This is a genomic window from Nioella sp. MMSF_3534, from assembly GCF_030732985.1.
GTDB lineage: Bacteria > Pseudomonadota > Alphaproteobacteria > Rhodobacterales > Rhodobacteraceae > Nioella.
The window spans coordinates 69,677-94,074 of sequence record NZ_JASHJX010000001.1 but is presented as its reverse complement, the minus strand read 5'-3'; the positions used below and the strand labels follow the sequence as shown (position 1 = coordinate 94,074).

General features: G+C 62.1%; 19 protein-coding genes and 1 tRNA gene. 14 read left to right on the top strand and 6 right to left on the bottom strand.

From position 1 onward, the window contains the following. The first annotated feature begins 46 nt into the window (after positions 1-46). The 6 genes from pdxH to RBB16_RS00385 all read left to right on the top strand — a co-directional run bounded on the left by pdxH (position 47) and on the right by RBB16_RS00385 (position 7,231). Positions 47-652: a pyridoxamine 5'-phosphate oxidase gene (gene pdxH / locus RBB16_RS00410; RefSeq protein WP_306044230.1), complete on the top strand. Its 606-nt coding sequence runs from the start codon at positions 47-49 to the stop codon at positions 650-652. A 187-nt stretch (positions 653-839) separates the two neighbouring features. After that, positions 840-1,358 (top strand): cold-shock protein, encoded by a 519-nt coding sequence (locus tag RBB16_RS00405; protein ID WP_071689989.1) that lies wholly within the window; start codon positions 840-842, stop codon positions 1,356-1,358. Position 1,359: 1 nt separating this feature from the next. Continuing rightward, a complete protein-coding gene (locus tag RBB16_RS00400; protein ID WP_071689961.1) occupies positions 1,360-1,824 on the top strand; it encodes a DUF192 domain-containing protein in 465 nt (154 codons plus the stop codon). Positions 1,825-1,869: 45 nt separating this feature from the next. Beyond that, positions 1,870-1,946: transfer RNA gene (locus RBB16_RS00395), tRNA-Pro, on the top strand. A gap of 110 nt (positions 1,947-2,056) precedes the next feature. Next, on the top strand, positions 2,057-3,010 hold the full coding sequence (locus RBB16_RS00390; protein WP_306044229.1) for a glycosyltransferase: 954 nt from the start codon (positions 2,057-2,059) through the stop codon (positions 3,008-3,010). Between the two features lie 519 nt (positions 3,011-3,529). Next, positions 3,530-7,231, top strand: coding sequence for a vitamin B12-dependent ribonucleotide reductase (locus RBB16_RS00385; protein ID WP_306044228.1), 3,702 nt, complete (start codon positions 3,530-3,532; stop codon positions 7,229-7,231). Between the two features lie 311 nt (positions 7,232-7,542). Here RBB16_RS00385 and RBB16_RS00380 read toward each other — a convergent pair whose 3' ends face one another. The 6 genes from RBB16_RS00380 to miaA form a co-directional block, all read right to left on the bottom strand. Continuing rightward, positions 7,543-9,624: an ABC transporter ATP-binding protein gene (locus RBB16_RS00380; protein ID WP_306044227.1), complete on the bottom strand. Its 2,082-nt coding sequence runs from the start codon at positions 9,622-9,624 to the stop codon at positions 7,543-7,545. Between the two features lie 4 nt (positions 9,625-9,628). Continuing rightward, positions 9,629-11,146, bottom strand: coding sequence for an ABC transporter permease (locus RBB16_RS00375; protein ID WP_306044226.1), 1,518 nt, complete (start codon positions 11,144-11,146; stop codon positions 9,629-9,631). 13 nt (positions 11,147-11,159) lie between these two features. Continuing rightward, entirely contained in the window at positions 11,160-12,245 is a 1,086-nt protein-coding gene (locus tag RBB16_RS00370; protein WP_306044225.1) for an ABC transporter permease, read from the bottom strand. A 142-nt stretch (positions 12,246-12,387) separates the two neighbouring features. Further along, on the bottom strand, positions 12,388-14,028 hold the full coding sequence (locus tag RBB16_RS00365) for an ABC transporter substrate-binding protein (protein WP_306044224.1): 1,641 nt from the start codon (positions 14,026-14,028) through the stop codon (positions 12,388-12,390). 227 nt (positions 14,029-14,255) lie between these two features. Next, a complete protein-coding gene (locus tag RBB16_RS00360; RefSeq protein WP_071689954.1) occupies positions 14,256-15,062 on the bottom strand; it encodes an AraC family transcriptional regulator in 807 nt (268 codons plus the stop codon). A 69-nt stretch (positions 15,063-15,131) separates the two neighbouring features. Continuing rightward, positions 15,132-16,004 (bottom strand): tRNA (adenosine(37)-N6)-dimethylallyltransferase MiaA, encoded by an 873-nt coding sequence (gene miaA, locus RBB16_RS00355; RefSeq protein ID WP_306044223.1) that lies wholly within the window; start codon positions 16,002-16,004, stop codon positions 15,132-15,134. 162 nt (positions 16,005-16,166) lie between these two features. Here miaA and pyrH point away from each other — a divergent pair, with 162 nt between their 5' ends. From pyrH to bamA, 8 genes are all read left to right on the top strand, one after another. Continuing rightward, positions 16,167-16,895 carry a UMP kinase gene (gene pyrH, locus RBB16_RS00350; RefSeq protein ID WP_306044221.1) on the top strand — a complete coding sequence of 243 codons (729 nt, stop codon included), beginning with the start codon at positions 16,167-16,169 and terminating at the stop codon, positions 16,893-16,895. A 47-nt stretch (positions 16,896-16,942) separates the two neighbouring features. Further along, the gene (gene frr, locus RBB16_RS00345) at positions 16,943-17,509 is read left to right on the top strand and encodes a ribosome recycling factor (protein ID WP_071689951.1); all 567 of its coding nucleotides are present in this window, start codon (positions 16,943-16,945) and stop codon (positions 17,507-17,509) included. Between the two features lie 32 nt (positions 17,510-17,541). Further along, positions 17,542-18,267, top strand: a complete 726-nt coding sequence (locus tag RBB16_RS00340; RefSeq protein ID WP_306044220.1) for an isoprenyl transferase — start codon at positions 17,542-17,544, stop codon at positions 18,265-18,267. After that, positions 18,264-19,085, top strand: coding sequence for a phosphatidate cytidylyltransferase (locus RBB16_RS00335; RefSeq protein WP_306044219.1), 822 nt, complete (start codon positions 18,264-18,266; stop codon positions 19,083-19,085). The genes RBB16_RS00340 and RBB16_RS00335 overlap by 4 nt, the downstream gene beginning before the upstream one ends. Then, a complete protein-coding gene (gene dxr / locus RBB16_RS00330) occupies positions 19,082-20,266 on the top strand; it encodes a 1-deoxy-D-xylulose-5-phosphate reductoisomerase (protein ID WP_306044218.1) in 1,185 nt (394 codons plus the stop codon). Before RBB16_RS00335 ends, dxr begins: the two co-directional genes overlap by 4 nt. Continuing rightward, positions 20,263-21,594, top strand: a complete 1,332-nt coding sequence (gene rseP / locus RBB16_RS00325; protein ID WP_306044217.1) for an RIP metalloprotease RseP — start codon at positions 20,263-20,265, stop codon at positions 21,592-21,594. The genes dxr and rseP overlap by 4 nt, the downstream gene beginning before the upstream one ends. A gap of 157 nt (positions 21,595-21,751) precedes the next feature. Continuing rightward, positions 21,752-21,877: a hypothetical protein gene (locus RBB16_RS00320; RefSeq protein WP_281249823.1), complete on the top strand. Its 126-nt coding sequence runs from the start codon at positions 21,752-21,754 to the stop codon at positions 21,875-21,877. Between the two features lie 270 nt (positions 21,878-22,147). After that, positions 22,148-24,397, top strand: a complete 2,250-nt coding sequence (bamA, locus tag RBB16_RS00315; RefSeq protein ID WP_306044216.1) for an outer membrane protein assembly factor BamA — start codon at positions 22,148-22,150, stop codon at positions 24,395-24,397. Position 24,398 lies beyond the last annotated feature (1 nt).

Genomic DNA, 24,398 nt, shown 5'->3' with positions numbered 1-24,398 from the left:
GGGTCCGCGGGTAGCGTGGCGGCAACCGATTGAGGCGGAGAGTGCCATGAGCGACAGAAGCGGACTATTTGCGGGCGACGATCCCTTCGCCATCGCGCGAGCCTGGCTGGCAGAGGCAGAGCAGACCGAACCCAATGACCCGAACGCCATCGCCTTGGCTACCGTCGATGCCAACGGGTTGCCCAATGCCCGCATGGTGTTGCTGAAGGAGATCGAGGCCGGGGCCTTTGTCTTTTACACCAATTACGAGTCCGCCAAGGCGCAAGAGATCGACCAGGCGGGCAAGGCGGGCTTTGTGATGCACTGGAAAAGCCTGCGTCGGCAGATCCGTGTGCGCGGTCTTGTCAGCAAGGAGGAAGGGCCGCAGGCGGATGCCTATTACAAGTCCCGGTCTCTCAAAAGCCGGCTCGGGGCATGGGCGTCGCAGCAGTCGCGGCCTCTGGCGTCTCGGGGGGCGCTGATGGCCGAGGTTGCCAGAATCACGGCTCAGCATGGTCCGAATCCCGAACGCCCGCCATTCTGGGGAGGCTATCGGATCACCCCGTTGGAGATCGAGTTCTGGGCTGACGGTGCTTTCCGGTTGCATGACCGGTTTCGCTGGCAACGGCCGGATGTCTCGTCGAACTGGGAGATTACGCGCCTGAACCCCTGAAGCCTTGCCCCCTGCAGGGTCCGTGATGGTTAACAATGGTTAACAGAATCTGTGGATCAATTGATACCCGCCTGATAATATATTGATACTTATCACTTTATTATCCTTGCACCTGACCAGACTAACCGTCAGGTTAGTTTACGGGGACAATAAGACTAGCTGCATGTGCTGAGGTTGGGGCGTCATGATGGAAGACGAGCGACAGGCTGCGCCTGTTGTGGCCGGAACGGTCAAGTGGTTCGACAATGCCAAGGGATTCGGGTTCATCATCTCTGATGAAGGCGGTCCTGATATTCTATTGCACGCCAATGTCTTGCGCAATTTCGGGCAAGGGTCGGTGGCGGATCATTCCCGTATTTCCGTGGTCGTCCAGAAGACCGAACGCGGAATCCAGGCGCAGGAAATCCTGTCCATTGATCCGCCCGACCCCGAGGAAGCCCCGGATGCTTCGGGCATGATGATCGAGATCCCGGAGGGCACGCCCTTCGTGCCCGCCCGCGTCAAATGGTTCGACAAGGCAAAAGGCTTTGGCTTTGCCAATGTCTTCGGGCATCCTGCCGATGTGTTTGTGCATATCGAGGTGCTGCGCCGCTTTGGTCTTGCCGATCTGCAACCCGGCGAAGCCGTGGTCTTGCGGGTGGTGCAGGGGCCGCGCGGTCAGATGGCCGGCGAAGTGCGGCCGTGGGATTACGTTCAGGAGGATTAGGATGCGCGTCTTGCATCTGGCGATTGCGGCAAGTTTCATAGCAGGGGCCGCAGCGGCCGCATGCAATGAGGGACGCCTTGAACTGCGGGGGGACTGGGGGACGGCCCGGTTCCGGGTTGAGATCGCGGACACCCCCGAGGAGCGCAGCATTGGCCTGATGCACCGCGAACACATGGCTTCTGCCGCCGGGATGTTGTTCATCTATGAACGGCCGCAACGGGTCAGCTTCTGGATGGAAAACACGCTTATTCCGCTCGACATGATCTTCATGGATGAAAGCGGCACGGTTCAGCATATTCATGAGAACGCCGTGCCACTGGATCGCACGCCGATTCCCGGCGGCAATGACATCCAGTATGTGCTGGAGGTGAATGGCGGCATGACCGAGACCCTTGGCATCACCGTCGGCTCGGAAATGCGTCATCCCGGCATTGATCAGACTCTTGCGGTGTGGCCTTGCGAATAATCGGGCTTCCATCGCCGCGCAAGGCGCGGTAGAGGAAGCGCCAGTCGGGGTGTAGCGCAGCCTGGTAGCGCGTCTGTTTTGGGTACAGAAGGCCGTGAGTTCGAATCTCGCCTCCCCGACCATTTTCCACACAAAGCGGTACGAGGCTTGCACCGGGTAATCCCTGCGGGCAGGTAGGTGCGGCAACATTTGAACGGCTGGTGATGTGATGGAAACCCGGAAGAGCAGGAACATGGCTGGCGGGACGGGCCGCACCGCGATTCTAATGGGGCTGTTCGACGGCGCACCCTTTCTGGACGCGCAGTTGACCAGTTTCGCCAATCAGACCGTATGGGATTGGGATCTGACCGTCAGCGACGATGGCTCGCAGGATATGGGGCCAAGAATGGTGACGGATTTTGCCCGCGCGCAGAACGCAAAGGGACGATCCGTCGCCCTGATCGCCGGACCAGGCCGGGGTGTTGCCGCGAATTTCCTGTCGCTGCTGGCGGGACTGGCCGAGGGCACTGACTGGGCGGCCCTTTCCGATCAGGACGATGTCTGGTTGCCCGACCGGCTGGAACGGGGGCAAGAGGCGCTGTCGGGACTACCGCCAGAGGTGCCGGCGCTCTTTGGCAGCGCCACCTGGATCGTCAAAGAGGATCTGAGCGATCGCCGGCAGTCTCCGCGGTTCTCTCGTCCGCCCGGATTTCGCAATGCCCTGGTACAAAGCATCGCCGGTGGCAACACGATGCTGCTGAACCGGGCCGGGGTGGATCTGGCCCGCGCCGCGGCGGCAGAGGCGCTGGCGGCGGATTGCCTGCCGGTGACCCATGACTGGTGGCTCTACCAGTTGATCAGCGGCGCAGGCGGGCAGGTCATCCGCAGCGAGCAGCCCACAGTGCTTTACCGGCAGCATGGCGACAACCTCTTCGGCACGAACCTCGGCACGCGCGCGGCGTTGAAGAGGTTGAGGATGGTCACCTCGGGCGATCTGGCCGCCTGGACCGCCTGCAATGCCCGCGCCTTGTCGGTGTCCGCGCATCGCCTGACGACAGAGAACCGCGCGCTGCTGGATCGGTTCACCTGTATCCGGACACAAGATATGGTGTCCCGCCTTCGCAGCTTTCGGGAGCTGGGCATCTATCGACAGGGTCGCGCCGGGCAGGCGGCCCTGTGGCTCGCGGCGTCACTCGGGCGGCTGTAGCCGGACGGTGCGGGATTCGCGGAAACCGTGACAGTGCAGCCCGCAGGAGGGCGGGGAATCACGCCTGCCACCAGATGTAGATGTGGCCGATTTGACACCCCTACAATTAGTGTTTCCTAACGCCATTCAAGGCAGCACATCCCCGTCACCGCGTAACTGCCGCTGTTGTCAGCGGAAAACCTGTCCAAAAGGATACGCGTGAATCGGATGGCCACAGGCGGGGCTGTGGATTGCCCTCAATGCAAGGGATATTTGTAACGGTAAAGTAAAAAAAACCCGTTGACGCCCTATGCGTGGATACGTCAGTTTGTAGCTGTCGAGCGGGGCAGCACTAAATGTAGTGGCCGCAGGCACCAAGGGGCAGATGGTCTTCACATCTAAGACAGAACGGCTTTGCAGCCGTAACCGGGTTCTGGGGGCCACGGCACGTCGACTTGCTGCCCGACATGAAGGGAACCACGACGGCAAGAGCGGGGACACGCTGGCACGCCGCGCACGCACAGGGACTAGAGGCAGACCATGAAGATCGAACGCCGTTTCACCAAAGCGGACCAGGACACCTATGCGGACCTGGAATTCAGCCTGACATCTTCCGAGATTCGCAATCCTGATGGCACCACCGTGTTCAAGCTGGATGGCGTGGAAGTGCCCGTCGGCTGGAGCCAGGTCGCATCCGACGTTCTGGCCCAGAAGTATTTCCGCAAGGCCGGGGTCGCCGCGATCCTGAAACCGGTCAAGGAAAAGGGCGTGCCGTCCTTCCTGTGGCGTCACGTGCCTGACACGGTCGCGCTGGCGGATCTGCCGGAAGATCAGCGGTTCGGCGGGGAAGCATCGGCGAAGCAGGTTTTCCGCCGTCTGGCCGGGGCCTGGTGCTACTGGGGCTGGAAAGGGGGCTACTTCACCACCGAAGAAGACGCCCGCGCCTATTTCGATGAAATGCAGCTGATGCTGGCGCGCCAGATGGCGGCGCCGAACTCGCCCCAGTGGTTCAACACCGGCCTGCATTGGGCTTACGGCATCGACGGCCCCGCGCAGGGCCACCACTATGTGGATCACAAGACCGGCAAGCTGACGAAATCCACCTCGTCCTACGAACACCCGCAGCCCCATGCCTGCTTCATCCAGTCGGTCAGCGATGACCTGGTGAATGAAGGCGGCATCATGGACCTGTGGGTGCGTGAGGCGCGGCTGTTCAAATACGGCTCCGGCACCGGCACAAACTTCTCCTCCCTGCGGGCTGAAGGCGAGGCGCTGTCGGGCGGCGGCAAATCCTCTGGCCTCATGGGCTTCCTCAAGATCGGCGACCGGGCAGCGGGCGCGATCAAGTCCGGCGGCACCACGCGGCGCGCGGCCAAGATGGTGATCGTCGATGCGGACCATCCCGATATCGAGGAGTTCATCAACTGGAAGGTGCTGGAGGAACAGAAGGTCGCCTCCATCGTCGCCGGCTCCAAGATGCATGAGCGCGAGCTGAACAACATCTTCTCGGCCATCGCGGCCTGGGACGGCAAGCTGGAAGACGCGGTTGACCCGTCGAAAAACGAGACCCTGAAAGCCGCCATCCGCAGCGCGAAAAAATGCGCGATCCCAGAGACTTACATCAAGCGGGTGCTGGACTACGCGAAGCAGGGGCACACCAGCATAGAATTCCCGACCTATGATACGGACTGGGACAGCGAGGCCTATAACTCGGTCTCCGGCCAGAACTCCAACAACTCCATCCGCGTCACCGATGCCTTCCTGAAGGCCGTTGAGGAAGATGGCGACTGGGATCTGATCAACCGCACCAACGGCAAGGTTTCCAAGACCGTCAAGGCGCGCGAGCTGTGGGATACGATCGGCCATGCGGCCTGGGCCTGCGCCGATCCGGGCATCCAGTTCCATGATACCGTGAATTCCTGGCACACCTGCCCGGAAGACGGCGCGATCCGGGGCTCGAACCCGTGCTCGGAATACATGTTCCTTGATGACACGGCCTGTAACCTCGCCTCGATGAACCTGCTGACCTTCTACAGCGACGGCAAGTTTGACGCGGAAAGCTACATGCACGCCACGCGGCTGTGGACGCTGACGCTGGAAATCTCGGTGATGATGGCGCAGTTCCCGTCCAAGGAGATTGCGCAGCTCAGCTATGACTTCCGCACCCTTGGTCTGGGCTACGCCAATATCGGCGGCCTGTTGATGAACATGGGTCTGGGATACGATTCCGATGAGGGCCGGGCCATGGGCGGCGCCCTGACCGCGATCATGACCGGTGTGGCCTATGCGACCTCTGCCGAGATCGCAGGCGAGCTTGGGCCGTTCTCGGGCTTTGATCGCAACCGTGAGCACATGCTGCGCGTGATCCGCAACCACCGTCGCGCAGCCCAAGGCGCTGCGGATGGCTATGAAGGGCTGGCCGTGAAGCCGGTCCCGCTGGATCACGCCAGCTGCCCCGACCAGACGCTGATTGCGCTGTCGGAACAAGCATGGGACGAGGCATTGGCGCTTGGCGAAAAGCACGGCTACCGCAACGCGCAGGTGTCGGTGATTGCCCCCACGGGCACCATCGGTCTGGTTATGGATTGCGACACCACCGGGATCGAACCCGATTTCGCGCTGGTGAAGTTCAAGAAGCTGGCCGGTGGCGGCTACTTCAAGATCATCAACCAGTCTGTGCCCGCAGCCCTTGAAAAGCTGGGCTATTCCACCTCGCAGATCGAGGAAATCACCTCGCACGCGGTCGGTCATGGCACCCTGGGCAATGCGCCCATCATCAACCACACCGCGCTGCGCGGCCATGGCTTTGGCGATGCAGAGATCGAGAAGGTGGAAGCGGCGCTGCCGTCGGCCTTCGACATCCGCTTCGTGTTCAACCAGTGGACCCTGGGCGAGGAGTTCTGCACCAAGGTGCTCGGCATTCCGGCGGCGAAGCTCAATGACCCGACCTTCGACATGCTGCGCCATTTCGGCTTTGCCCGGAAGGATATCGAAGCCGCGAACGACCATGTCTGCGGGACGATGACGCTGGAAGGCGCGCCGCATCTGAAGGAAGAGCATTACCACGTTTTCGACTGCGCCAATCCCTGCGGCAAGAAGGGCAAGCGCTTCCTGTCCGTGAACAGCCACATCACCATGATGGCGGCGGCGCAAAGCTTCATCTCGGGCGCGATCTCCAAGACGATCAACATGCCCAATGACGCGACCATCGAGGATTGCCAGAAAGCCTATGAGCTCAGCTGGTCGCTTGGCGTGAAGGCCAATGCGCTCTATCGCGATGGGTCGAAACTCAGCCAGCCGCTCGCTGCCGCGCTGGTCGAAGACGATGACGAAGCTGCCGAGGTTCTGGAAACCGGCACGCCTACCGAAAAGGCGCAGGTGCTGGCGGAGAAGATCATCGAGAAGGTGGTGGTGAAGGAGCTGATCCGCAGCCACCGCGAAAAGATGCCGGAACGCCGCAAGGGCTATACCCAAAAGGCGGTTGTGGGGGGCCACAAGGTCTATCTGCGGACGGGTGAATATGCCGACGGGTCTCTGGGTGAGATCTTCATCGACATGCACAAGGAAGGCGCGGGCTTCCGCGCGATGATGAACAACTTCGCCATCGCTGTCTCCGTGGGCCTGCAATACGGGGTGCCGCTGGAGGAGTTCGTCGATGCCTTCACCTTCACCAAGTTCGAACCGGCGGGGATGGTGCAGGGCAACGACTCGATCAAGAACGCCACCTCGATCCTCGACTACATCTTCCGCGAACTGGCCGTGTCCTACCTGGACCGTACCGATCTGGCCCATGTGAAGCCGGAAGGCGCGACATTCGACAGCCTTGGCCGTGGCCAGGAAGAGGGCGTGCGCAATTTCGAGGAAGTGCCGGACAGCCATGGCGCGTCGCCGATTGACGTGCTGCGCCAGATTTCCTCGACCGGCTATCTGCGCAAGCGGGTGCCGCAGGAACTGGTGGTTCTGCAAGGCGGGGCCGGGGCGATCACGGCGTTGAACGGTGCTGGCGATCCAGTGGCAACGCTTGAAACGCTGGTGCCGGAAGTGGCCCGCAACACCGTCGCGGTCAGCTCTACGACGACCACTGCCGTGGCATCCGGCACCGTCGGGATGGACGCGCGCACCAAGGCCAAGATGCAGGGCTACGAGGGCGAGGCCTGCGGCGATTGCGGAAACTACACGCTGGTGCGCAACGGCACCTGCATGAAGTGCAACACCTGTGGGGCAACCAGCGGGTGCAGCTAAGCGCGGGGGAAGGCCCTTCGAAGGGCCTTTCTGAAAACTCTTCGAAGAGTTTTCCCGCGCAAGAAGATCGGGATTCGCGCCAATTGCCCCGGCGCGGGTTCTGAAACACGGGGCGGGTGCGCTCGCCCCTGACGCGGTTCAGGCCGCAGGCAGAAAACTCCGGGCGGTATAAACAGTGAGCCTGAACAGCGAGACTCAAGGGGGCCTTCGGGCCCCCTTTTTTCTTTGAAAAGCAGCGCTCTGCGCGACAATCTTCAAGTAAAAAGGCCCCCCGACAGGAGGGCCTTTCAACGTCGTTCTATGGACGGGAGTTACTCCGCAGCGATCTTGATGACGGGCCGCATCTTGGCAAGAACATCATCCGCCAGGTGGCACTTGATCTGGTGCCCATCCGCCAGTTTCTTCATCGGCGGCACATCCCGTTCACACAGCCCGCCCGGCACGTCCTTCTTCCAGCGGCAGCGCGTCTGGAACGGGCATCCGGTCGGCGGATTCATGGCAGAGGGGATGTCACCTTCCAGAACGATATGTTCCTTTTCGACCGAGGTATCGGCAATCGGAACAGCCGACAGCAGGGCCTCGGTATAGGGGTGGTAGGGCGGGCTGAAGACCTGATCGGTCGTCCCGATTTCCACCACATGGCCCAGATACATCACCATCACCCGATCCGACAGGTAGCGGACGATGGACAGGTCGTGGCTGATGAAAAGAAGCGTCGTTTTCTGTTCGCGCTGAATCTCCATCAGCAGATCGGTCACCGCGGCCTGTACCGACACGTCAAGCGCCGAAACGGGTTCATCCGCCACCACGATCTGTGCGTCACCGGCAAAGGCGCGGGCGATGCCGACGCGCTGTTTCTGGCCACCCGACAACTGCCGAGGCATCCGCTCGGCAAAGGCGCGGGGCAGTTTCACCAGGTCCAGCAGTTCCAGCATGCGCTGACGCCGCTCGGCCTCGTTCTTGCCGATCTTGAAGATCTCCAGCGCCCGGATGATCTGCCGACCCACGGTCATCGAGGGGTTCAGCGTGTCGAACGGGTTCTGGAACACCATCTGGATGGATGACACTGTCTTGGTGTCGCGTTCCTCGATCGGCACCGCTTCGATGCCCTTGTTGTCCAGCACCACATGGCCATCGGTGGCCGTTTCCAGCCCCATCAGCACCTTGGCGAGCGTGGACTTGCCGCAGCCCGATTCCCCCACGATGGCGAGCGTTTCGGATTCGCGGGCTTCGAAACTGAGCGTCTCGTTGGCCTTTACCACTTTCTTCTCGCCATGGCTGAACAGCGCACTGGCCGCGACCTCATAGTATTTCTTGAGGTTGTCGACCTTCAGCACCACCTCGCCCACTTCCGCCTTTTCGGTCTGGGCCCCGGCGATGATCGGCGCCTCCCAGTCGATTTCACGGAATTTCAGACAGCGGGACTCGTGGCGGTCATCGCCTTCGATCCCGTCCATCTTGATATCACCGGCGTCACATCGACCGCCCTCGAAATAGTCGCAGCGGGGGCCGAAGTTGCAGCCCGGCGGGCGTTCATGGGGCAGGGGGAAGTTGCCCGGAATGGCCACCAGCGGGCGGCTGTTCTTGTCGGCCCCCGGCAGAGGGATCGAGCGGAACAGCGCCTGTGTATAGGGGTGGCGCATCTTGTCGAACACGTCCTTGATGGACCCGGTTTCCACCGCTTCGCCCGAATACATCACGCAAAGCCGGTCGCAGGTTTCCAGGATCAGGCCAAGATTGTGCGAGATGAACAGCATCGAGGTGCCGTATTTCTTGCCCAGATCCTTGACGATCTCGACCACGGCAGCCTCCACCGTCACGTCAAGTGCTGTGGTGGGCTCGTCGAGGATCAGAAGCGAGGGGTTTGCCATCAGCGCCAGTGCGATGACGATCCGCTGCTGCTGACCGCCCGAGAGCTGGTGCGGATAGGCGTCCAGCATCCGTTCCGGGTCGGGCAGGCGCACATCGGTGACCACTTCCAGGGCACGCTGATACGCCTCCTTTTCCGACACGCCCTCGTGGATCATGGGCACTTCCATCAGCTGCTTGCCGATCTTCATCGCCGGGTTCAGCGAGGCCATCGGCTCCTGATAGATCATCGCGATTTCCTTGCCGCGGATCTTGGCAAGTTCCTGCAATGACATCTCGTTCAGGTTCTTGCCCTTGAACTTGATCGAGCCGCCCACGATGCGCCCGTTCACGCCAAGGTCCTGCATGACCCCAAGCGCCACGGTGGATTTCCCGCAGCCGGATTCACCGACGAGACCCATGGCCTCGCCCGGCATCACCGTGCAGGAGAAATCCATCACCGCCGGAATCTCGCGCAGGCGCGTGAAGAAGCTGATGGAGAGGTTTTCGATTTCCAGGATCGGTCCGTCATATGTCTCGGTCATGGGATCAGTCCTTCAGGCTTTCTTCACGCAGGCCATCGGCCAGCAGGTTAAGGCCAAGCACCAGCGTCATAAGGGCCAGCGCCGGGGGCAGGGGCGGATGTGGGTAGAGCCGCAGAAGCGCCCGGCCCTCGTTGATCGTCGAGCCCCAGTTGGCGCTTTCCGGGTCAACGCCAAGGCCGAAGAAACCCAGGGTCCCCAGAAGGATCGTGGTGTAGCCGATCCGCAGACAGAAATCGACGATCAGCGGACCCCGCGCATTGGGCAGAATCTCCCACAGCATGATGTACCACGGGCCCTCGCCACGGGTCTGGGCCGCCGCCACATAGTCCCGTGTCTTGATGTCGAGCACCAGGCCGCGGACGATACGGAACACCGTGGGGCTGTTCACGAAGACCACCGACACGAAGACGATCAGCAGGTTGCCGTCGATCGGGATGCCGATCAGTGGCTCATATTCGCCTTGCGTCGTTGCCATCCAATCCGCAACCGGGTTGCCCTGATTGAGATAGCCGATGAATGACGTGGCAAGCCAAACGAAGGGATCGAACTGGAACACCGTGCCCAGATACAGCAGCAGCAGAACCAGTGTGATCGGGACGGCAACCCATTTGATGATGCTCGGCTGCGCGCGGTAGCGCGAGTAGAGCAGCACCCAGACAAAGGCCACCGGCAGGATGAACAGCACCGCCGCCATATAGACCGGCACCCCGGCCTCGACGATCTCGGGTGTCACCAGAAGGTAGAAGAGCAGGATCACCGGGAAGGCCAGCACGAGGTTGGCCACGAAGGTGATCAGCGTGTCGAACCGACCGCCCATGTAACCGGCAGGCAGGCCGAGCGTGATCCCCACCATGAAGGCGAAGAGCGTCGCGGCGGGGGCGATGGTCAGAACCTCGCGCGCCCCGAAGATCATCCGGCTGAACACGTCGCGGCCGAGGTTGTCACCGCCCAGAAGGTAATAGGCGAACAGCCCCTCATCCCCGCCGGACACGGCCGATCCGGGAACGGCGTTGCGCATGGATGCCACCTGGTCAATCGCGCCATGGGTCGCGATCATCGGGGCGAAGATGGCTGTAAACAGCCAGAACATCGCCAGGCCAAAGCCGATCATCCCGATCAGGTTGTCGAAGAGCTTGCCATAAAGGCCGAGCCGCCGCTTGAAGCGGATCGACAGCACGAAAGACACGATCAGCGCGATCCAGACGGGCAGGAAGCGCGCGCCAAGCCCGCCGATGATGCCCCGTGCTTCGTGACTCGGCTGGACGATGCCGCCAATGATATGCACGACGAACGCCCCGAGGAACACGAAGACCGCGTATTTCATGACCAGCAGCGCATAATCGACCGGCCCATATTGATAGCTGATCGTGTGATCGGGGTTCACGATCGGATCGGCCTGCCGCATGCCGATCAGGGACATGCCGAGGTTGATGACGAAAGCTGCGAAGAAGGCATAGACCGCCCACAGCATGATGGGGTTCAGGAAGGTCCCGAGGCTCCCGGTCCAGGTAAGTGGTTCCATTGCTCGGTCCTCCTTACGAGATGCGGATACGCGGGTTCAGGTAGACATAGCCGATATCGGATATCAGCTGCGTCAGCAGAACCACGAAGACAGCCACGACCGAGCAGGTCAGCAGCATTTCGATGTCATTGTTGCCCGCCGCCTCAACCAGCGTCCAGCCGAAGCCGTTGTAGTTGAACAGCGTCTCGACGATCACAACACCGGTCAGCAGCCATGGGATCTGCAGCATGATGACGGTGAAGGGGGCGATAAGCGCGTTTCTGAGGGCGTGCTTCAGAACGATGTTACGGAAGCTTACGCCTTTCAGCCGCGCGGTGCGGATATATTGCGCGGTCATGACCTCGGCCATGGAGGCGCGGGTCATTCGGGCGATATAGCCCATGCCGTAAAGCGCGATGGTGATCACCGGCAGGGTGAAGTTCCAGAAGGTGATGTCATTCATCGCGGATCGGGCCGAGCCAAGGAACAGGGTGCGCCCGTCGATCCAGCCGTTTTCCGCCAGCCACGGCGACAGGCCCGAGGTGGAGGAGGCGAGCAGGATGATGAAGATCACGCCCGACACGTATTCCGGCGTCGCGGTTGACGCGATGGAGAAAGTGGACAGGCTTCGGTCAAGCCGGCTGCCTTCGCGCATCCCTGCTAGGATTCCCACAATCAAAGCGGCGGGCACCATGACCGAGAAGGCCAGCAGCATCAGCCAGCCGGTCAACGCCAGGCGACCGCCGACAACGTTGGACACCTCGTCCGCGGACACGGTGGAATAGCCAAGATCCCCCTGGAACACGCCGCAGAAAGTGGGCGATTCCGCGATGGTTCCTCCGGGCTCGACACAGCGTCCGGTCTCGGTTCCGTCAGGTGCGACCCGCGTCCAGCCCGGCGCCACGCCAAGCCATTCGCCATAGCGCACCAGCAGCGGGCGGCTATAGCCGCGATTGTCGAGCCACTGCACAACCTCTGCGTCCGTCATGCGGGCGTTGCCTTGCGTCTTGGCAAGCTTTTCGAGGTTTGGGCCGAGATTGGTGAGGAAGAAGACCACGAATGTGAGGCAAAGCGCGGTCAGGATCATGACGCCGAGCCGGCGTAGAATGAAGAGTCCCATGGGTTTCCCTGTCGCTAGTGCCGCCTGAGGCGGATTGGCCGGTTTCTTGGTGAACCGTTGGGCACAGGCATGGTCGCGCTGACCACCCCCGTATCAGCAGGCAAAAAGGGCGGCGATTGGTATCGCCGCCCCAAAGTTTACATCACGCCCAACCGACGTGGTGCATGTTGATCTCGAACTTGGGATGCATGTCTGCATTGACCAGGCCCGGGACGTAGCTGCGGTAGAGCGAGCGCCAGTAGGACTGGTTCACAACCGCATCGTCCTGCATGATCTGCTCGATCTGGGCCATGATTTCACGGCGCGCATCGGCGTCCGGGATACCGCTGGCCTGGGTCAGCAGGTCATCGAAGGTCGGGTTCGAATAGGCGGTTTCGTTCCACGGCACACCCGAGCGATAGGCCAGGTTCAGCACCATCACACCCAGTTCGCGGTGGTTCCAGGTGGTGGAGGAGAACGGATAGCTCGCCCAATCGTTCCAGAAGGTCGAACCCGGGATCACGCGACGGTCGACGTTGAAGCCTGCGTCCCGCAGCTGCGCGGCGAGGGCGTCGGTCGAATCACGCTCGAAACCACCGTCAAGCGACACGATCTCGAAGACGTGGTCGGCATGACCCGATTCCTGCAGCAGGGCATAGGCTGCTTCGGGATCGTGGGTGGGTTCACCGATGTCCGCGTATTCCGGGTGGATCGGGCAGACATGGTGATATTCCGCCAGCGTGCCGCGACCGGCATAGCCGAGTTCCAGAACGACCGAGCGGTCGACAGCCATGTTGACCGCCTGACGCACCATCACGTTGTCATAGGGCGGGTTGTTCTGGTTCATGCGGATACACAGGGTTGCCGCGGTGGTGGCTTCCGAGGTTTCCCAGCCGATGGCCTGGAAGATGTCGATGAAGTCACCGGTGGTCTCGTAGGTCATGTCGAATTCTTCGGCTTCCGCACCGGACAGCCAGGCTGCCGGGTCAGAACCGAGGTCAACGAACTCGACGCGGTCGAGATAGGCATTGCCCCAGTAGGTGTGGTTGGGGTTCTTGACCCAGACAGCGCCCACGCCCACTTCGTGGCTTTCGAGCATGTAAGCGCCGGTGCCCACGCCGTGAACCAGCGGGTCCTGACCGATCAGATCGCGGTGCTGAACGGCAGAGGGGTAGTCCGCCACACCCGCGATGATCGAGATGTCGCCCGAAGGCAGGTTGAGCTGCACGGTGTGGCTGTCGACGACAACGATGCCGCCTTCACGGGCCTGACCGGTCTCGGAGTCAACCAGACCACCCATGCGGGACGCCATGGAGTTGCCTTCAACGGTGCTGTCGCACCAGCCGGTAAAGTTCGCGGCCACGTCTTCAGCGTCGAAAGCATCGCCGTTGTTCCAGGTCACGCCCTGGCGCACATGCAGGGTGTACTGGGTGGCGTCTGCGTTGGCTTCCCAGCTTTCCAGAAGGCGGCCGGTGAAAGACCCGTCGCGGTTGTATTCCACGAGGTATTCGGTCAGGCCGCGGGTCATGTTGCCCAGTTCCGACCAGTCGTAGGAGCGGGGGTCTTTACCCGGACGCACGGTCTGCTGGATGCGCAGCGTGCCGCCCATGGACGGGGTTGCCATATGGCCGTCGGCCTGAGCCGGCGACAGGCCGATCATCGAATAGGCGGCGACGGTTCCGACCCCGAGCGCCGAGGCACGGGTCAGGAATTCGCGGCGGCTCATCTGGCCTTTTTTGTATTCCTCTGCATACATTTCCGCTGCGGGATGCGTTTTGAGGAAAGAGGTGGATTGTTGCGTCATTGTCGTCTCCCTGTGACACACTCTTATCTTCTTTGCCCGTCTTCAGGTCGGAGAGCAGCCGATCCCGAAGATGAGTTACAGCGATCATTACCGCACCTTTCCCTGCCACCCGTCAATGGTGCGGCCATGACTTTTTTTGTCATTTTGCGACATGCGGAATGTTGAAATGCGACATATGCTTTGCGATCGTGCGCATGCACCTGCAGCATTGCCGAAAGGGCGACTAGTCAGCCGGTCACGAGAATCTGTTGAGCCGGGGGAAGCTTTCGGAACTCCGACGGGGTTCGCCCGGTCAGTTTCGAGAACGCGCGCGTGAAATATGCGGCGGACGAAAACCCGAGTTCCGAGGCGATATCGCGCGCGGCCATGTCGGAATCGACCAGCATCTTGCAGGCTTCGTGGACGATGCGTTCCTGCAGAATGGCCAGGGCCGGGCGGCCCGAGGCATCGCGGCAGATGCGTGACAGATGTGTCGGCGTCACCCCGAGCTGTTCCGCGTAATCCGCGACCCCTTTGCCACTGCGAAACCCGCGTTCGACGAGGGCTGCGTATTTCTCGGCCAGAACATGGGTCCGGTCGCGCAGGATGCTGCCGTCATGGATGGTCAACTGACGGGCGATCCAGACCGACACCAGCAACCCATAGGCGCGCAGGGCTTCGTCCCGTGCGGCCGCATGGGCCGCGATTTCCTGCTCGATCTTGTCGAGATAGCCCGAAAACTGTGACTGCGCCTCGACGCTCGTCACCCGGATGTGGAACGGAACGGTCGGCAGGTTCAGAGACGGGTCCAGCGGCAGTTCCAGAAGCTCGCCCTGGACCTGGCCGGAAATCTCCAGTGACAATATCGTCGAGGCCGGGATGAAAACCGCCGTATTTGGCCCGTAGCCCCGCGTCACCGCCCCTATGGAAAACCGGCCCTGGCCGCGCGTGAACCAGAAAAGCTGCGGTCGCGGATGCGAATGCAGGGTCGCATGCCGCCAAGGGGCAGCGCTGCGCAGTTTGGCCAGCGATGTGACGCGATACACCTGTGTCATGGCGCGGAGCCTAGGCGCAGAAGGGCAGCAAGGAAAGTGATCTCGTGGTGAAATCGCTTCTGGCCCGGGTCAGGGCAGGGGGATCGCCTGCCAATTGCCCATCCGGGCCCGGAACCAGGTGCGTTGACGCTTGGCGTATTGGCGGCTGCCGATGATGGCGGCTTCGCGTGCCTGTTGCAGAGTCATCTCTCCGCGAAGGGCGGCAATCAGCTCTGGCCCGCCGATGGCCTTCTTTGCGCCCGCCGCGCGGTGCCAGACAGGCTCCAGCGCGCGGGCCTCCTCCAGTGCACCGCCCGCCAGCATCAGGTCGAAGCGCCGCTCGATTCGCGCGGCCAGCCAATCGCGGTCTGCGTCCAGCAGCAGGGGTTGAGTCTGTGAAAGCGGTAGCACGGGCGCCGGCGTCTCGGCCTGCCAGGCGGAAAGCGGCCGTCCGGTGGCGCGCAGCACTTCCCAGGCCCGTTGAATGCGCATGGGGTTTTGCCGGTCGATCCGGTTGGCAATCTCTGGGTCCTCGCGGTCAAGCTCCGCCAGCATGGCCTCTGCCGCCATTGCGTCGGCCTCTGCCCTGATCTCGGGCGGGGTGGCGGGAATATCGGCCAGTCCTTCGGTCAGGGCGGTGAAATAAAGCCCGGTGCCGCCCACGATGATCGGGCGTGGCCCCTGCGACAGCAGCGCAGCCGCCTCCCGCAGCCAATGGCCGGTTGAATACTCGGCATCGAACGGCACATGACCGAACAGCGCATGGGGGGCCGCGGCCTCTTCCTCGGGCGTGGGGCGGGCGGTCAGGACACGCCAGCCGTCATAGACCTGCAGCGCATCAGCATTGATAATCCGTCCGCCTTGACGCGCGGCGATTTCCAGCGCCAGGGCGGTTTTGCCCGATGCGGTTGGTCCGGCAATCAGAATCGGCTTTTCAGCGGAGAGGGAATTTATGTTTATCAATGCTCTACACGCCGTTCCTGATGTCACTTTCCGGTTTCAGGACAGGGCTGATTGCCCGTTGAACCTGCCTGTTATTTAGGCCATGTTGCCCCCGGTCGCAAAGCAGCCCAAACTGGTGCTGCCCCTTGCGCCAGCCATGCCCAGACCAATCAAGGATTCGCCATGCCCTCCGACACCGCGCCCGCACCCGCCTATTCCCGCGTCATGCTGAAGATTTCGGGAGAGGCGCTGATGGGAGACCAGGGCTATGGGCTGCATCCCCCGACCGTCGAACGGATCGCCAGGGAAGTGCAGTCGGTGCATTCCATGGGGGTCGAGATCTGCATGGTCATCGGCGGCGGCAACATCTTTCGGGGTCTGCAAGGCAGCGCCCAGGGGATGGAGCGGGCAACGGCCGACTACATGGGCATGCTGGCCACGGTCATGAACGCGCTGGCGATGCAGGGCGCGCTGGAGAAACTGGGCATCCATACCCGCGTGATCAGCGCCATCCCGATGGATCAGGTCTGCGAGCCCTATATTCGCCGTCGTGCCGTGCGCCACCTTGAGAAGAAGCGCGTGGTGATCTTCGCCGCAGGCACCGGCAACCCCTATTTCACCACCGACACCGCCGCGACGCTGCGCGCAAATGAAATGAACTGCCAGGCGATCTTCAAGGGCACCAAGGTGGACGGGGTCTATGACAAGGACCCGGTCAAGCATGACGACGCCACGCGCTACGACACGATCTCTTATGACGACGTGCTGGCGCAGCATCTGGGAGTCATGGATGCCTCGGCCATCGCGCTCGCGCGCGAGAATGACATGCCGATCATCGTCTTCAGCCTCGATGAGCCCGGCGGCTTCAAAGGCATCCTCGCCGGGGAAGGCACCTATACAAAGGTGCGGTGAACGCGGTAGAACCCCCTTAACGATCAAGACCTGACGGAGTAACGGGCATGTCCGAGGACGATATCGAGATTGATCTGGACGATCTGAGCCGCCGGATGGACGGCGCGCTGGCGTCGCTCAGAACGGAATTCGCATCGCTGCGCACGGGCCGGGCTTCGGCCTCGATGCTGGAGCCGGTGCAGGTCGAGGCTTATGGCCAGATGACCCCGATCAACCAGGTGGGCACGGTGAACGTGCCCGAACCGCGCATGGTCACCATCAATGTCTGGGACAAGTCGATGGTGAACAAGGTGGAAAAGGCCATCCGCGAAAGCGGCCTTGGCATCAATCCGCAGATGAACGGCACCATCATCATGCTGCCGATCCCGGAATTGAACGAGGAACGCCGCCGCGAACTGACCAAGGTGGCCGGAAACTATGCCGAACACGCCCGCGTTGCGATCCGCAATGTGCGCCGCGACGGCATGGATCAGATCAAGAAGGCCAAGGCCGACGGCATGTCCGAGGATGACCAGAAGCTATGGGAAAGCGAAGTGCAGGATCTCACCGACGCCCATATCGCCAAGGTTGACGCCTTTCTCGCGACGAAACAGGAAGAGATCATGCAGGTCTGAGGACCTGTGTGATCGCCCGGTGGGGAAGGCCGATGGCCCCGAAGGACCAGTCAAGCAACACCCCGCGCCATGTGGCGATCATCATGGATGGCAACGGTCGTTGGGCCAAGCAGCGCGGGCGCCCGCGTCTGGTGGGCCACCATGCCGGGGCGCGCCGGGTGCAGGAAATCGTTGAAGCCTGCACACCGCTTGGCGTCAAGTACCTGACGATCTTTGCCTTTTCGACCGAGAACTGGAAACGCACCCAGACCGAAGTTGCCGGGCTGATGCGCCTTTTCAAGCGTTTCATCACCAACAAGGCGCAAGAGCTGCACCAGAAGAACGTGCGCGTTCGTTTTATCGGCGACCGGGTCCGGCTGGAGCCTCGGCTTCAGGACATGATGGACAATTTGGAGCTGCTGACCGCTGACAATACCGGTGTGAACCTGACCATTGCGCTGAACTACGGTGGCCGGGACGAGGTGGCACGCGCCACAAAACGGCTGGTGCAGGATGTGGCATCGGGCAAGCTGAAGCCCGAGGACGTGGATGGCGAAACCCTGCCGCGTTACCTCGATACCTGCTATCTGCCCGACCCCGATCTGGTGATCCGCACCAGCGGAGAGGCGCGGATTTCCAACTTCCTGCTCTGGCAGTCGGCCTATGCCGAGTATGAGTTTATCGACACGCTCTGGCCCGATTTCTCGTCCGAGGAATTTGCCAAGGTTCTGGCCCGATACGGCCAGCGTGACCGCCGCTTCGGTGCGGTGAAGGCATGAGCGCTGCCGGCAAATGGGGCGATCTGGGGCCGCGCGTTGTTTCTGGCGTGGTGCTGGCTGCGGTCGGTTTCGGCCTGATCTTTGTGGGCAGCTATCCGCTGCTCCTCGGGCTTGTGGCCCTTGGCGGCTTCGGCATCTGGGAGTTGCATCGCCTGCTTGGCGGAGAGACACCGATCCGCGCGGGCGGGCTGGCGGCGATGGCGGTGCTGGCCACTTGCGTCGCGCAGATCTTCACCTTTGCCACCGGCGAAGGCTTCCTCGACTCCATCTTCCTGACGCCGTGGATCGTTCCCTTCCTGGGGTTGGCGATCTGGGGCGGGGTGCAGACGGTCGAGGCGCAAAACCGCTGGATCTTTGTCCTTTACGGCATGTTCTTCCTCTTCGCCGTGGCGGGCATGTTCTATCTGCGCGTCATGTACGGGCTGATCTTCGTGGCCTTCCTCGTGGGTGTCGTTGTGGCCACGGATATCGCGGGCTATTTCGCGGGCCGCATCATCGGCGGGCCGAAATTCTGGCCGCAGGTCAGCCCCAAGAAGACTTGGTCGGGCACGATTGCGGGCTGGATCGCCTCCGCCGCTGTCGCCTGGGGCCTTCTGGGATTTGAGCCCGTGATGGTGCTGATCATTGCGCCGCTCCTGTCGCTCGCCTCGCAGATGGGCGATGTGGTGGAAAGCGCGATCAAGCGGCATGTGGGGGTCAAGGATGCCTCGAACCTCATTCCCGGCCACGGCGGCGTGCTGGACCGGTTCGACGGCATGACCGGCGCGGGCGCGGTTGCGACGCTGGCCATGGCCACGGTCGGGGGCCTGTTGATGTGAGCCGCTCGGTCAGCATCTTCGGGGCCACCGGGTCGATCGGGCAAAGCACGCTCGACCTGATCCGGCGCGACCGGGGGGCGTATCGCGTCGTTGCACTGACCGGCGGGCGCAATGTGGCGCAGCTGGCCGAAGATGCGCGGGAGTTCAACGCCGAAATCGCGGTGACCTGCTTCGAGGACTGCTTGCCTGCGCTGCGAGAGGCGCTGTCCGACACTGGCATCGCCGTGGCTGCCGGGGCCGAGGCGCTGATCGAGGCCGCCGACCGGCCCGCCGACTGGACCATGTCCGCGATTGTCGGCGCGGCGGGGCTGGCTCCCGGCTTTCACGCGCTGCGCCATGGCCGCACGCTGGCGCTGGCCAACAAGGAAAGCCTCGTCACCGCCGGGCCGCTTCTAATGGCGGAGGCCCGCGCCCATGGCGCACGTATCCTGCCCGTAGACAGCGAACATTCAGCCGTGTTTCAGGCGCTTGTGGGCGAGGATATGGCCGCCGTTGAACGCGTTATCATCACCGCTTCGGGTGGCGCACTGCGCGATTGGCCCCTAGAACGGCTGGCCCAGGCCACCGTCGCGGATGCCTGCGCGCATCCCAATTGGGACATGGGCCAGCGGATCACCATCGACTCGGCCTCGATGTTCAACAAGGCGCTGGAGCTGATCGAAACGCGCGAATTCTTCGGGATCGCACCGGAAAAGATCGACACGGTCATTCATCCGCAAAGCATCGTGCATGCTCTGGTGGGCTTCTCGGACGGGGCGCTGATGGCCCATCTGGGTGCGCCCGATATGCGCCATGCCATCGGCTACGCGCTGCATTGGCCCGAACGGCGCGATCTGCCGGTGGAACGGATCGACCTTGCCAAACTCGCCACGCTGGAATTCCGCAGCGCCGACGAGGCCCGCTTTCCCGCGCTGAAACTGGCGCGGCAGGTCATGGCGACCGGTGGCGGGGCAGGGGCCGTTTTCAACGCCGCGAAAGAAGTGGCGCTGGATCATTTCATCGCCGGGCGCCTCCGGTTCACCGACATGGCCGGGCTGGTCGAGGCGACACTTGACGCGATGTCGCGCGAAATTCGCCTTACCGATGCCATGGACAGTCTTGAGACAGTGCTGCAAACCGACCATCTGACGAGGGTACGGGCAGAAGACCTGGCCAATAGCAGACAGGAGCAGACCGCGTGACCGACCTAATCCCCACCTTCGGTGGCTTTGCCTTTACCCTTGTGGCCTTCGTGGCGGCGCTGTCGATCATCGTCGCGATCCATGAATATGGCCATTACATCGTGGGGCGGTGGTCTGGCATTCATGCAGAGGTGTTTTCGCTCGGTTTCGGGCCGGTCCTGTTTTCGCGGGTCGACCGGCATGGCACCAAGTGGCAGGTGGCGGCGCTGCCCTTCGGCGGCTACGTGAAATTCCTTGGCGATGCGGATGCGGCCTCGGGCAAGGATGCGGCGGCGGTCGATGCGCTGGATGCGGAGGAACGCCGCAGGTCGATGCATGGCGCGCCGCTTTGGGCGCGGGCGGCGACCGTGGCGGCGGGCCCGGTGTTCAATTTTATTCTGTCGATCCTGATCTTTGCGGGCGTGATGATGCTGTCCGGTCAGGCCTCCGAGGATCCGGTGGTGGGCGATCTGCGCCCGATGCCGTCCGAAATGCAGCTTTTGCAGCGGGGCGATCTGATCACCGCCATAGAGGGGGAGACGGTGGATAATCTGGCCGATGTGTTCGAACTCGGTCGCACGCTGCTGCCCGCCGAAACTCTGACATATGACATTCAGCGCGATGGCTCCGATCTGAGCCTGGAGGCCAGTTTCCCGCTGATTCCCGTGGTGGACAGCGTCACGCCACGATCTGCCGCCATGGATGCCGGGCTGGAACGCGGCGACGTGATCCGCACCATCAATGGCGATCCGGTCTATGCCTTTGAACAGTTGCGCACCGCTGTGGAAGCGTCGCAAGGGGCGGAACTGGCGCTGGAGGTCTGGCGCGATGGCGAGATGATCGACATCACCCTTGCCCCGCGCCGCATGGACCTGCCGTCGCCCGAAGGGGGCTTCGAGACCCGCTGGCTGATCGGCGTTACGGGCGGGCTGTTCTTCGACCCCGAGATCACCCGCGTGGGTTTTGGCCCGGCCATAACCGGCGGCGCGGCCACGGTCGTGAACGTGATCCAGACATCGCTGTCGGGTCTTTGGCACATGATCACCGGCGCGATTTCCAGCTGTAACCTGCAAGGCCCCATCGGCATTGCCGAAACCTCCGGCGCTGCGGCCAGCCAGGGGCTGGACAGCTTTTTCTGGTTCGTGGCGGTGCTGTCCACCGCCGTGGGGCTGCTGAACCTTTTCCCGATCCCGGTTCTGGATGGCGGCCATCTTCTGTTCCACGCGTTTGAGGCCGTTACAGGACGCCCGCCCTCGGACAAGGCGATGCGCATTTTCATGACGGTTGGGCTGACGCTGATCCTGTCGCTGATGCTGTTTGCGCTGACGAACGACCTGTTTTGCCCGTAAGCGGGCAGGGCGGGACAGGCTGTCGCAGGTATATGGCTGCAAAAGCTTAACAATTCGCAAAAGCGTCAAGGCGGTGCCGCATTCGCGCCCAAATTGAGCGCGAGTCTTGGATCTGCAAGGGGCCATGCGCCCCAAGAAGCAGACCGAGGCGAGACCAATGAGAATGATCAACGAAAGCTACCGCAGCTTCAGCTTCTTTGTGGAAGTCAATATCGACCGCTTCCTTGTGCCGGTGATGATCGTCGGCGCGCTGACCGTGGCCGGTTGGCTGGTCACGCTCTGATCGTCTCGCTTTCAGGGCTTTGGCCCTGCCGAACATCTGTAAACCGGCATCCCGACTGGCTGCCGGTTTGGCGATTCCAGCCCGAATTATGTATATCTTGTGCCACGGTCGGAAATTACTCCTACACCGTGGGTTAACGCGTTTTGACAAGCCTACCCGCGCGCGATAGAGCTTTCGGTAGCTTAGATACTTGGCGGGGCGGATTCGATGTATGTGAAAACGGGATTTTCCGGTAGATTCAGGCATTTTGCTGCCGTTCTTGCGGTGCTGATGGCAGGGCTGATTCTGCTGCCCGGCAACGCCAATGCGCAGACCTACCGGTTCACGTCTTTCGCCGTCGAAGGAAATGACCGTGTCGATCCTGCCACGATCCTTGCCTTTCTCGACATCCCGGCAGGGCAGACGATTTCTGCCGCGCAGCTGAACGATGCCTATCAGCGCCTTCAGAACTCGGGCCTGTTCGAAAGCGCCGAACTTGATCCGCGCGGATCGCTTCTGGTGGCCATCGTGCAGGAATACCCGACGATCAACCGCATCAATATCGAGGGCAACCGTCGGCTCGAAGACGATATGCTGATGACGGTCGTCACCTCGCAGCCGCGCCGCGTCTATTCGCCCTCGCAAGCGGAACAGGATGCCGCGTCCATCACCGAAGCCTATCGGTTGCAGGGCCGCCTGACCGCCACCGTGACCCCCGTCATCATTCGCCGTGATGAGAACCGCGTCGATCTGGTCTTCGAAGTGACCGAGGGCCGCGTCGTGGAAACCGAGCGCATTACCTTCGTCGGCAACCGCGACTTCAGCGACCGCCGTCTGCGCCGGGTCATGGAAAGCACCCAGGCCGGCATTTTCCGGCAGCTGATCGGGTCTGACACTTTCGTGGCCGACCGCGTGGCCTTCGACCAGCAATTGCTGACCGATTTCTACCGTGAGCGGGGTTACATCGACTTCACCGTGCAAAGCGTGACGTCGGAACTGGCGCGCGAACGCAACGCCTATTTCATCACCTTCAACATCCGTGAAGGGCAGAGCTTCTCCTTCGGGGAAATCACCACCGTCAGCGAGATCGCCGACGTGGATGCACAGCCCTTCCAGGACACGATCGCCGTGCGTCCGGGGGTGACCTATTCGCCCCGGCTGGTGGACAACACGATCACGCGGATGGAAAATCTCGCCTCCAGCATGGGCCTGCGGTTTGTCCGGGTTGAACCGCGTGTCACCCGCAACGATGCGGACCTGACCCTCGATATCGAGTTCGTCATCACCCGCGGAGACCGCGTGTTCGTCGAGCGCATCGACATTGAGGGCAACGCGACGACGCTCGACCGCGTGATCCGCCGTCAGTTCCGCAGCGCCGAAGGCGATCCGCTCGACCCGCGCGAGATCCGTCAAAGCGCAGAGCGTATCCGTGCCCTCGGGTTCTTCTCGGATGCAACGGTGCAAAGCCGTCCGGGGTCTACCCCCGATCAGGTGATCCTTGACGTGGATGTGGTTGAACAACCGACGGGTTCGCTCGGATTTGGCGTGAACTTCGCGACCGATACCGGTGTGGGTCTGGCCGTCAACTTCTCCGAAAACAATTTCCTTGGACGTGGTCAGGCACTGCGCTTCGGGTTCGATACGTCAGAAGGGTCCCGGAGCTTTAACTTCTCCTTCACGGAACCGGCTTTCCTGGGCCGTGATCTGCAACTTGGCCTGGCTGCGTATTACACGACAACCAGCCAGCAGAACGCGAGCTACAACACGCGGAGCGTCGGGTTCAGCCCCTCGGTGTCCTTCCCGCTGACCGAAAACAGCCGCTTGGCGTTGAACTACCTGATCTCCGATGATGGCATTTTCGATGTACCGGCGACCTCGTCTGCGATCCTTCAGGCCGAGGAGGGCTCTCGCCTGACATCCTCCGTGGGCTATACCTACAGCTACAGCACGCTTGGCACGGGCCTGAACCCGAATGCCGGTTTCAGCTTCAGCTTCGGACAGGACTTTGCCGGGCTTGGCGGGGATAACGAATATATCCGCACAACGGCCGCTATGGTGGCGGAAACCACGATCATGCGCGAAGAAGTGTCGCTGCGGGCCACTTTGGAAGGCGGCGCGCTGAACATGCTGTCCGGCAACAGCCGCCGGATCGACCGCTTCGGCCTGAATTCGCGTCAGTTGCGCGGGTTCGAGGGCAATGGGGTAGGTCCGCGTGACCTGACCGATGCCGGAACTGCGGCAGATGCTTTGGGCGGCAACTACTACTTCGCTGCCCGTTTCGAGACCGCCTTCCCGATCGGCCTGCCCGAAGAATACGGCATCACGGGCGGTCTGTACTACGACATCGGCTCTGTCTGGGGTCTCGACAATACCCTTGGTGGCGTGGTCGATGACGACATGCATATCCGTCAGACGGTTGGGGTCTCGATCTTCTGGGACACCCAGATCGGACCGCTGCGCTTCAACTTCAGCCACGTGCTGGACGCGCAGGAATACGACCGGACCCGCAGCTTTGACTTTACCGTCGAAGCGCGGTTCTGAC

What these genes read in the sequence shown, in the direction of transcription:
- RBB16_RS00375 (WP_306044226.1), bottom strand. Translation starts at nt 11,146, where the DNA reads ATGGAACCACTTACCTGGACCGGGAGCCTCGGGACCTTCCTGAACCCC.
- RBB16_RS00400 (WP_071689961.1), top strand. Translation starts at nt 1,360, where the DNA reads ATGCGCGTCTTGCATCTGGCGATTGCGGCAAGTTTCATAGCAGGGGCC.
- RBB16_RS00390 (WP_306044229.1), top strand. Translation starts at nt 2,057, where the DNA reads ATGGCTGGCGGGACGGGCCGCACCGCGATTCTAATGGGGCTGTTCGAC.
- bamA (WP_306044216.1), top strand. Translation starts at nt 22,148, where the DNA reads ATGGCAGGGCTGATTCTGCTGCCCGGCAACGCCAATGCGCAGACCTAC.
- pdxH (WP_306044230.1), top strand. Translation starts at nt 47, where the DNA reads ATGAGCGACAGAAGCGGACTATTTGCGGGCGACGATCCCTTCGCCATC.
- RBB16_RS00335 (WP_306044219.1), top strand. Translation starts at nt 18,264, where the DNA reads ATGAGCGCTGCCGGCAAATGGGGCGATCTGGGGCCGCGCGTTGTTTCT.
- RBB16_RS00365 (WP_306044224.1), bottom strand. Translation starts at nt 14,028, where the DNA reads ATGACGCAACAATCCACCTCTTTCCTCAAAACGCATCCCGCAGCGGAA.
- RBB16_RS00385 (WP_306044228.1), top strand. Translation starts at nt 3,530, where the DNA reads ATGAAGATCGAACGCCGTTTCACCAAAGCGGACCAGGACACCTATGCG.
- pyrH (WP_306044221.1), top strand. Translation starts at nt 16,167, where the DNA reads ATGCCCTCCGACACCGCGCCCGCACCCGCCTATTCCCGCGTCATGCTG.
- frr (WP_071689951.1), top strand. Translation starts at nt 16,943, where the DNA reads ATGTCCGAGGACGATATCGAGATTGATCTGGACGATCTGAGCCGCCGG.
- RBB16_RS00405 (WP_071689989.1), top strand. Translation starts at nt 840, where the DNA reads ATGGAAGACGAGCGACAGGCTGCGCCTGTTGTGGCCGGAACGGTCAAG.
- RBB16_RS00370 (WP_306044225.1), bottom strand. Translation starts at nt 12,245, where the DNA reads ATGGGACTCTTCATTCTACGCCGGCTCGGCGTCATGATCCTGACCGCG.
- RBB16_RS00360 (WP_071689954.1), bottom strand. Translation starts at nt 15,062, where the DNA reads ATGACACAGGTGTATCGCGTCACATCGCTGGCCAAACTGCGCAGCGCT.
- RBB16_RS00380 (WP_306044227.1), bottom strand. Translation starts at nt 9,624, where the DNA reads ATGACCGAGACATATGACGGACCGATCCTGGAAATCGAAAACCTCTCC.
- RBB16_RS00340 (WP_306044220.1), top strand. Translation starts at nt 17,542, where the DNA reads ATGGCCCCGAAGGACCAGTCAAGCAACACCCCGCGCCATGTGGCGATC.
- RBB16_RS00320 (WP_281249823.1), top strand. Translation starts at nt 21,752, where the DNA reads ATGAGAATGATCAACGAAAGCTACCGCAGCTTCAGCTTCTTTGTGGAA.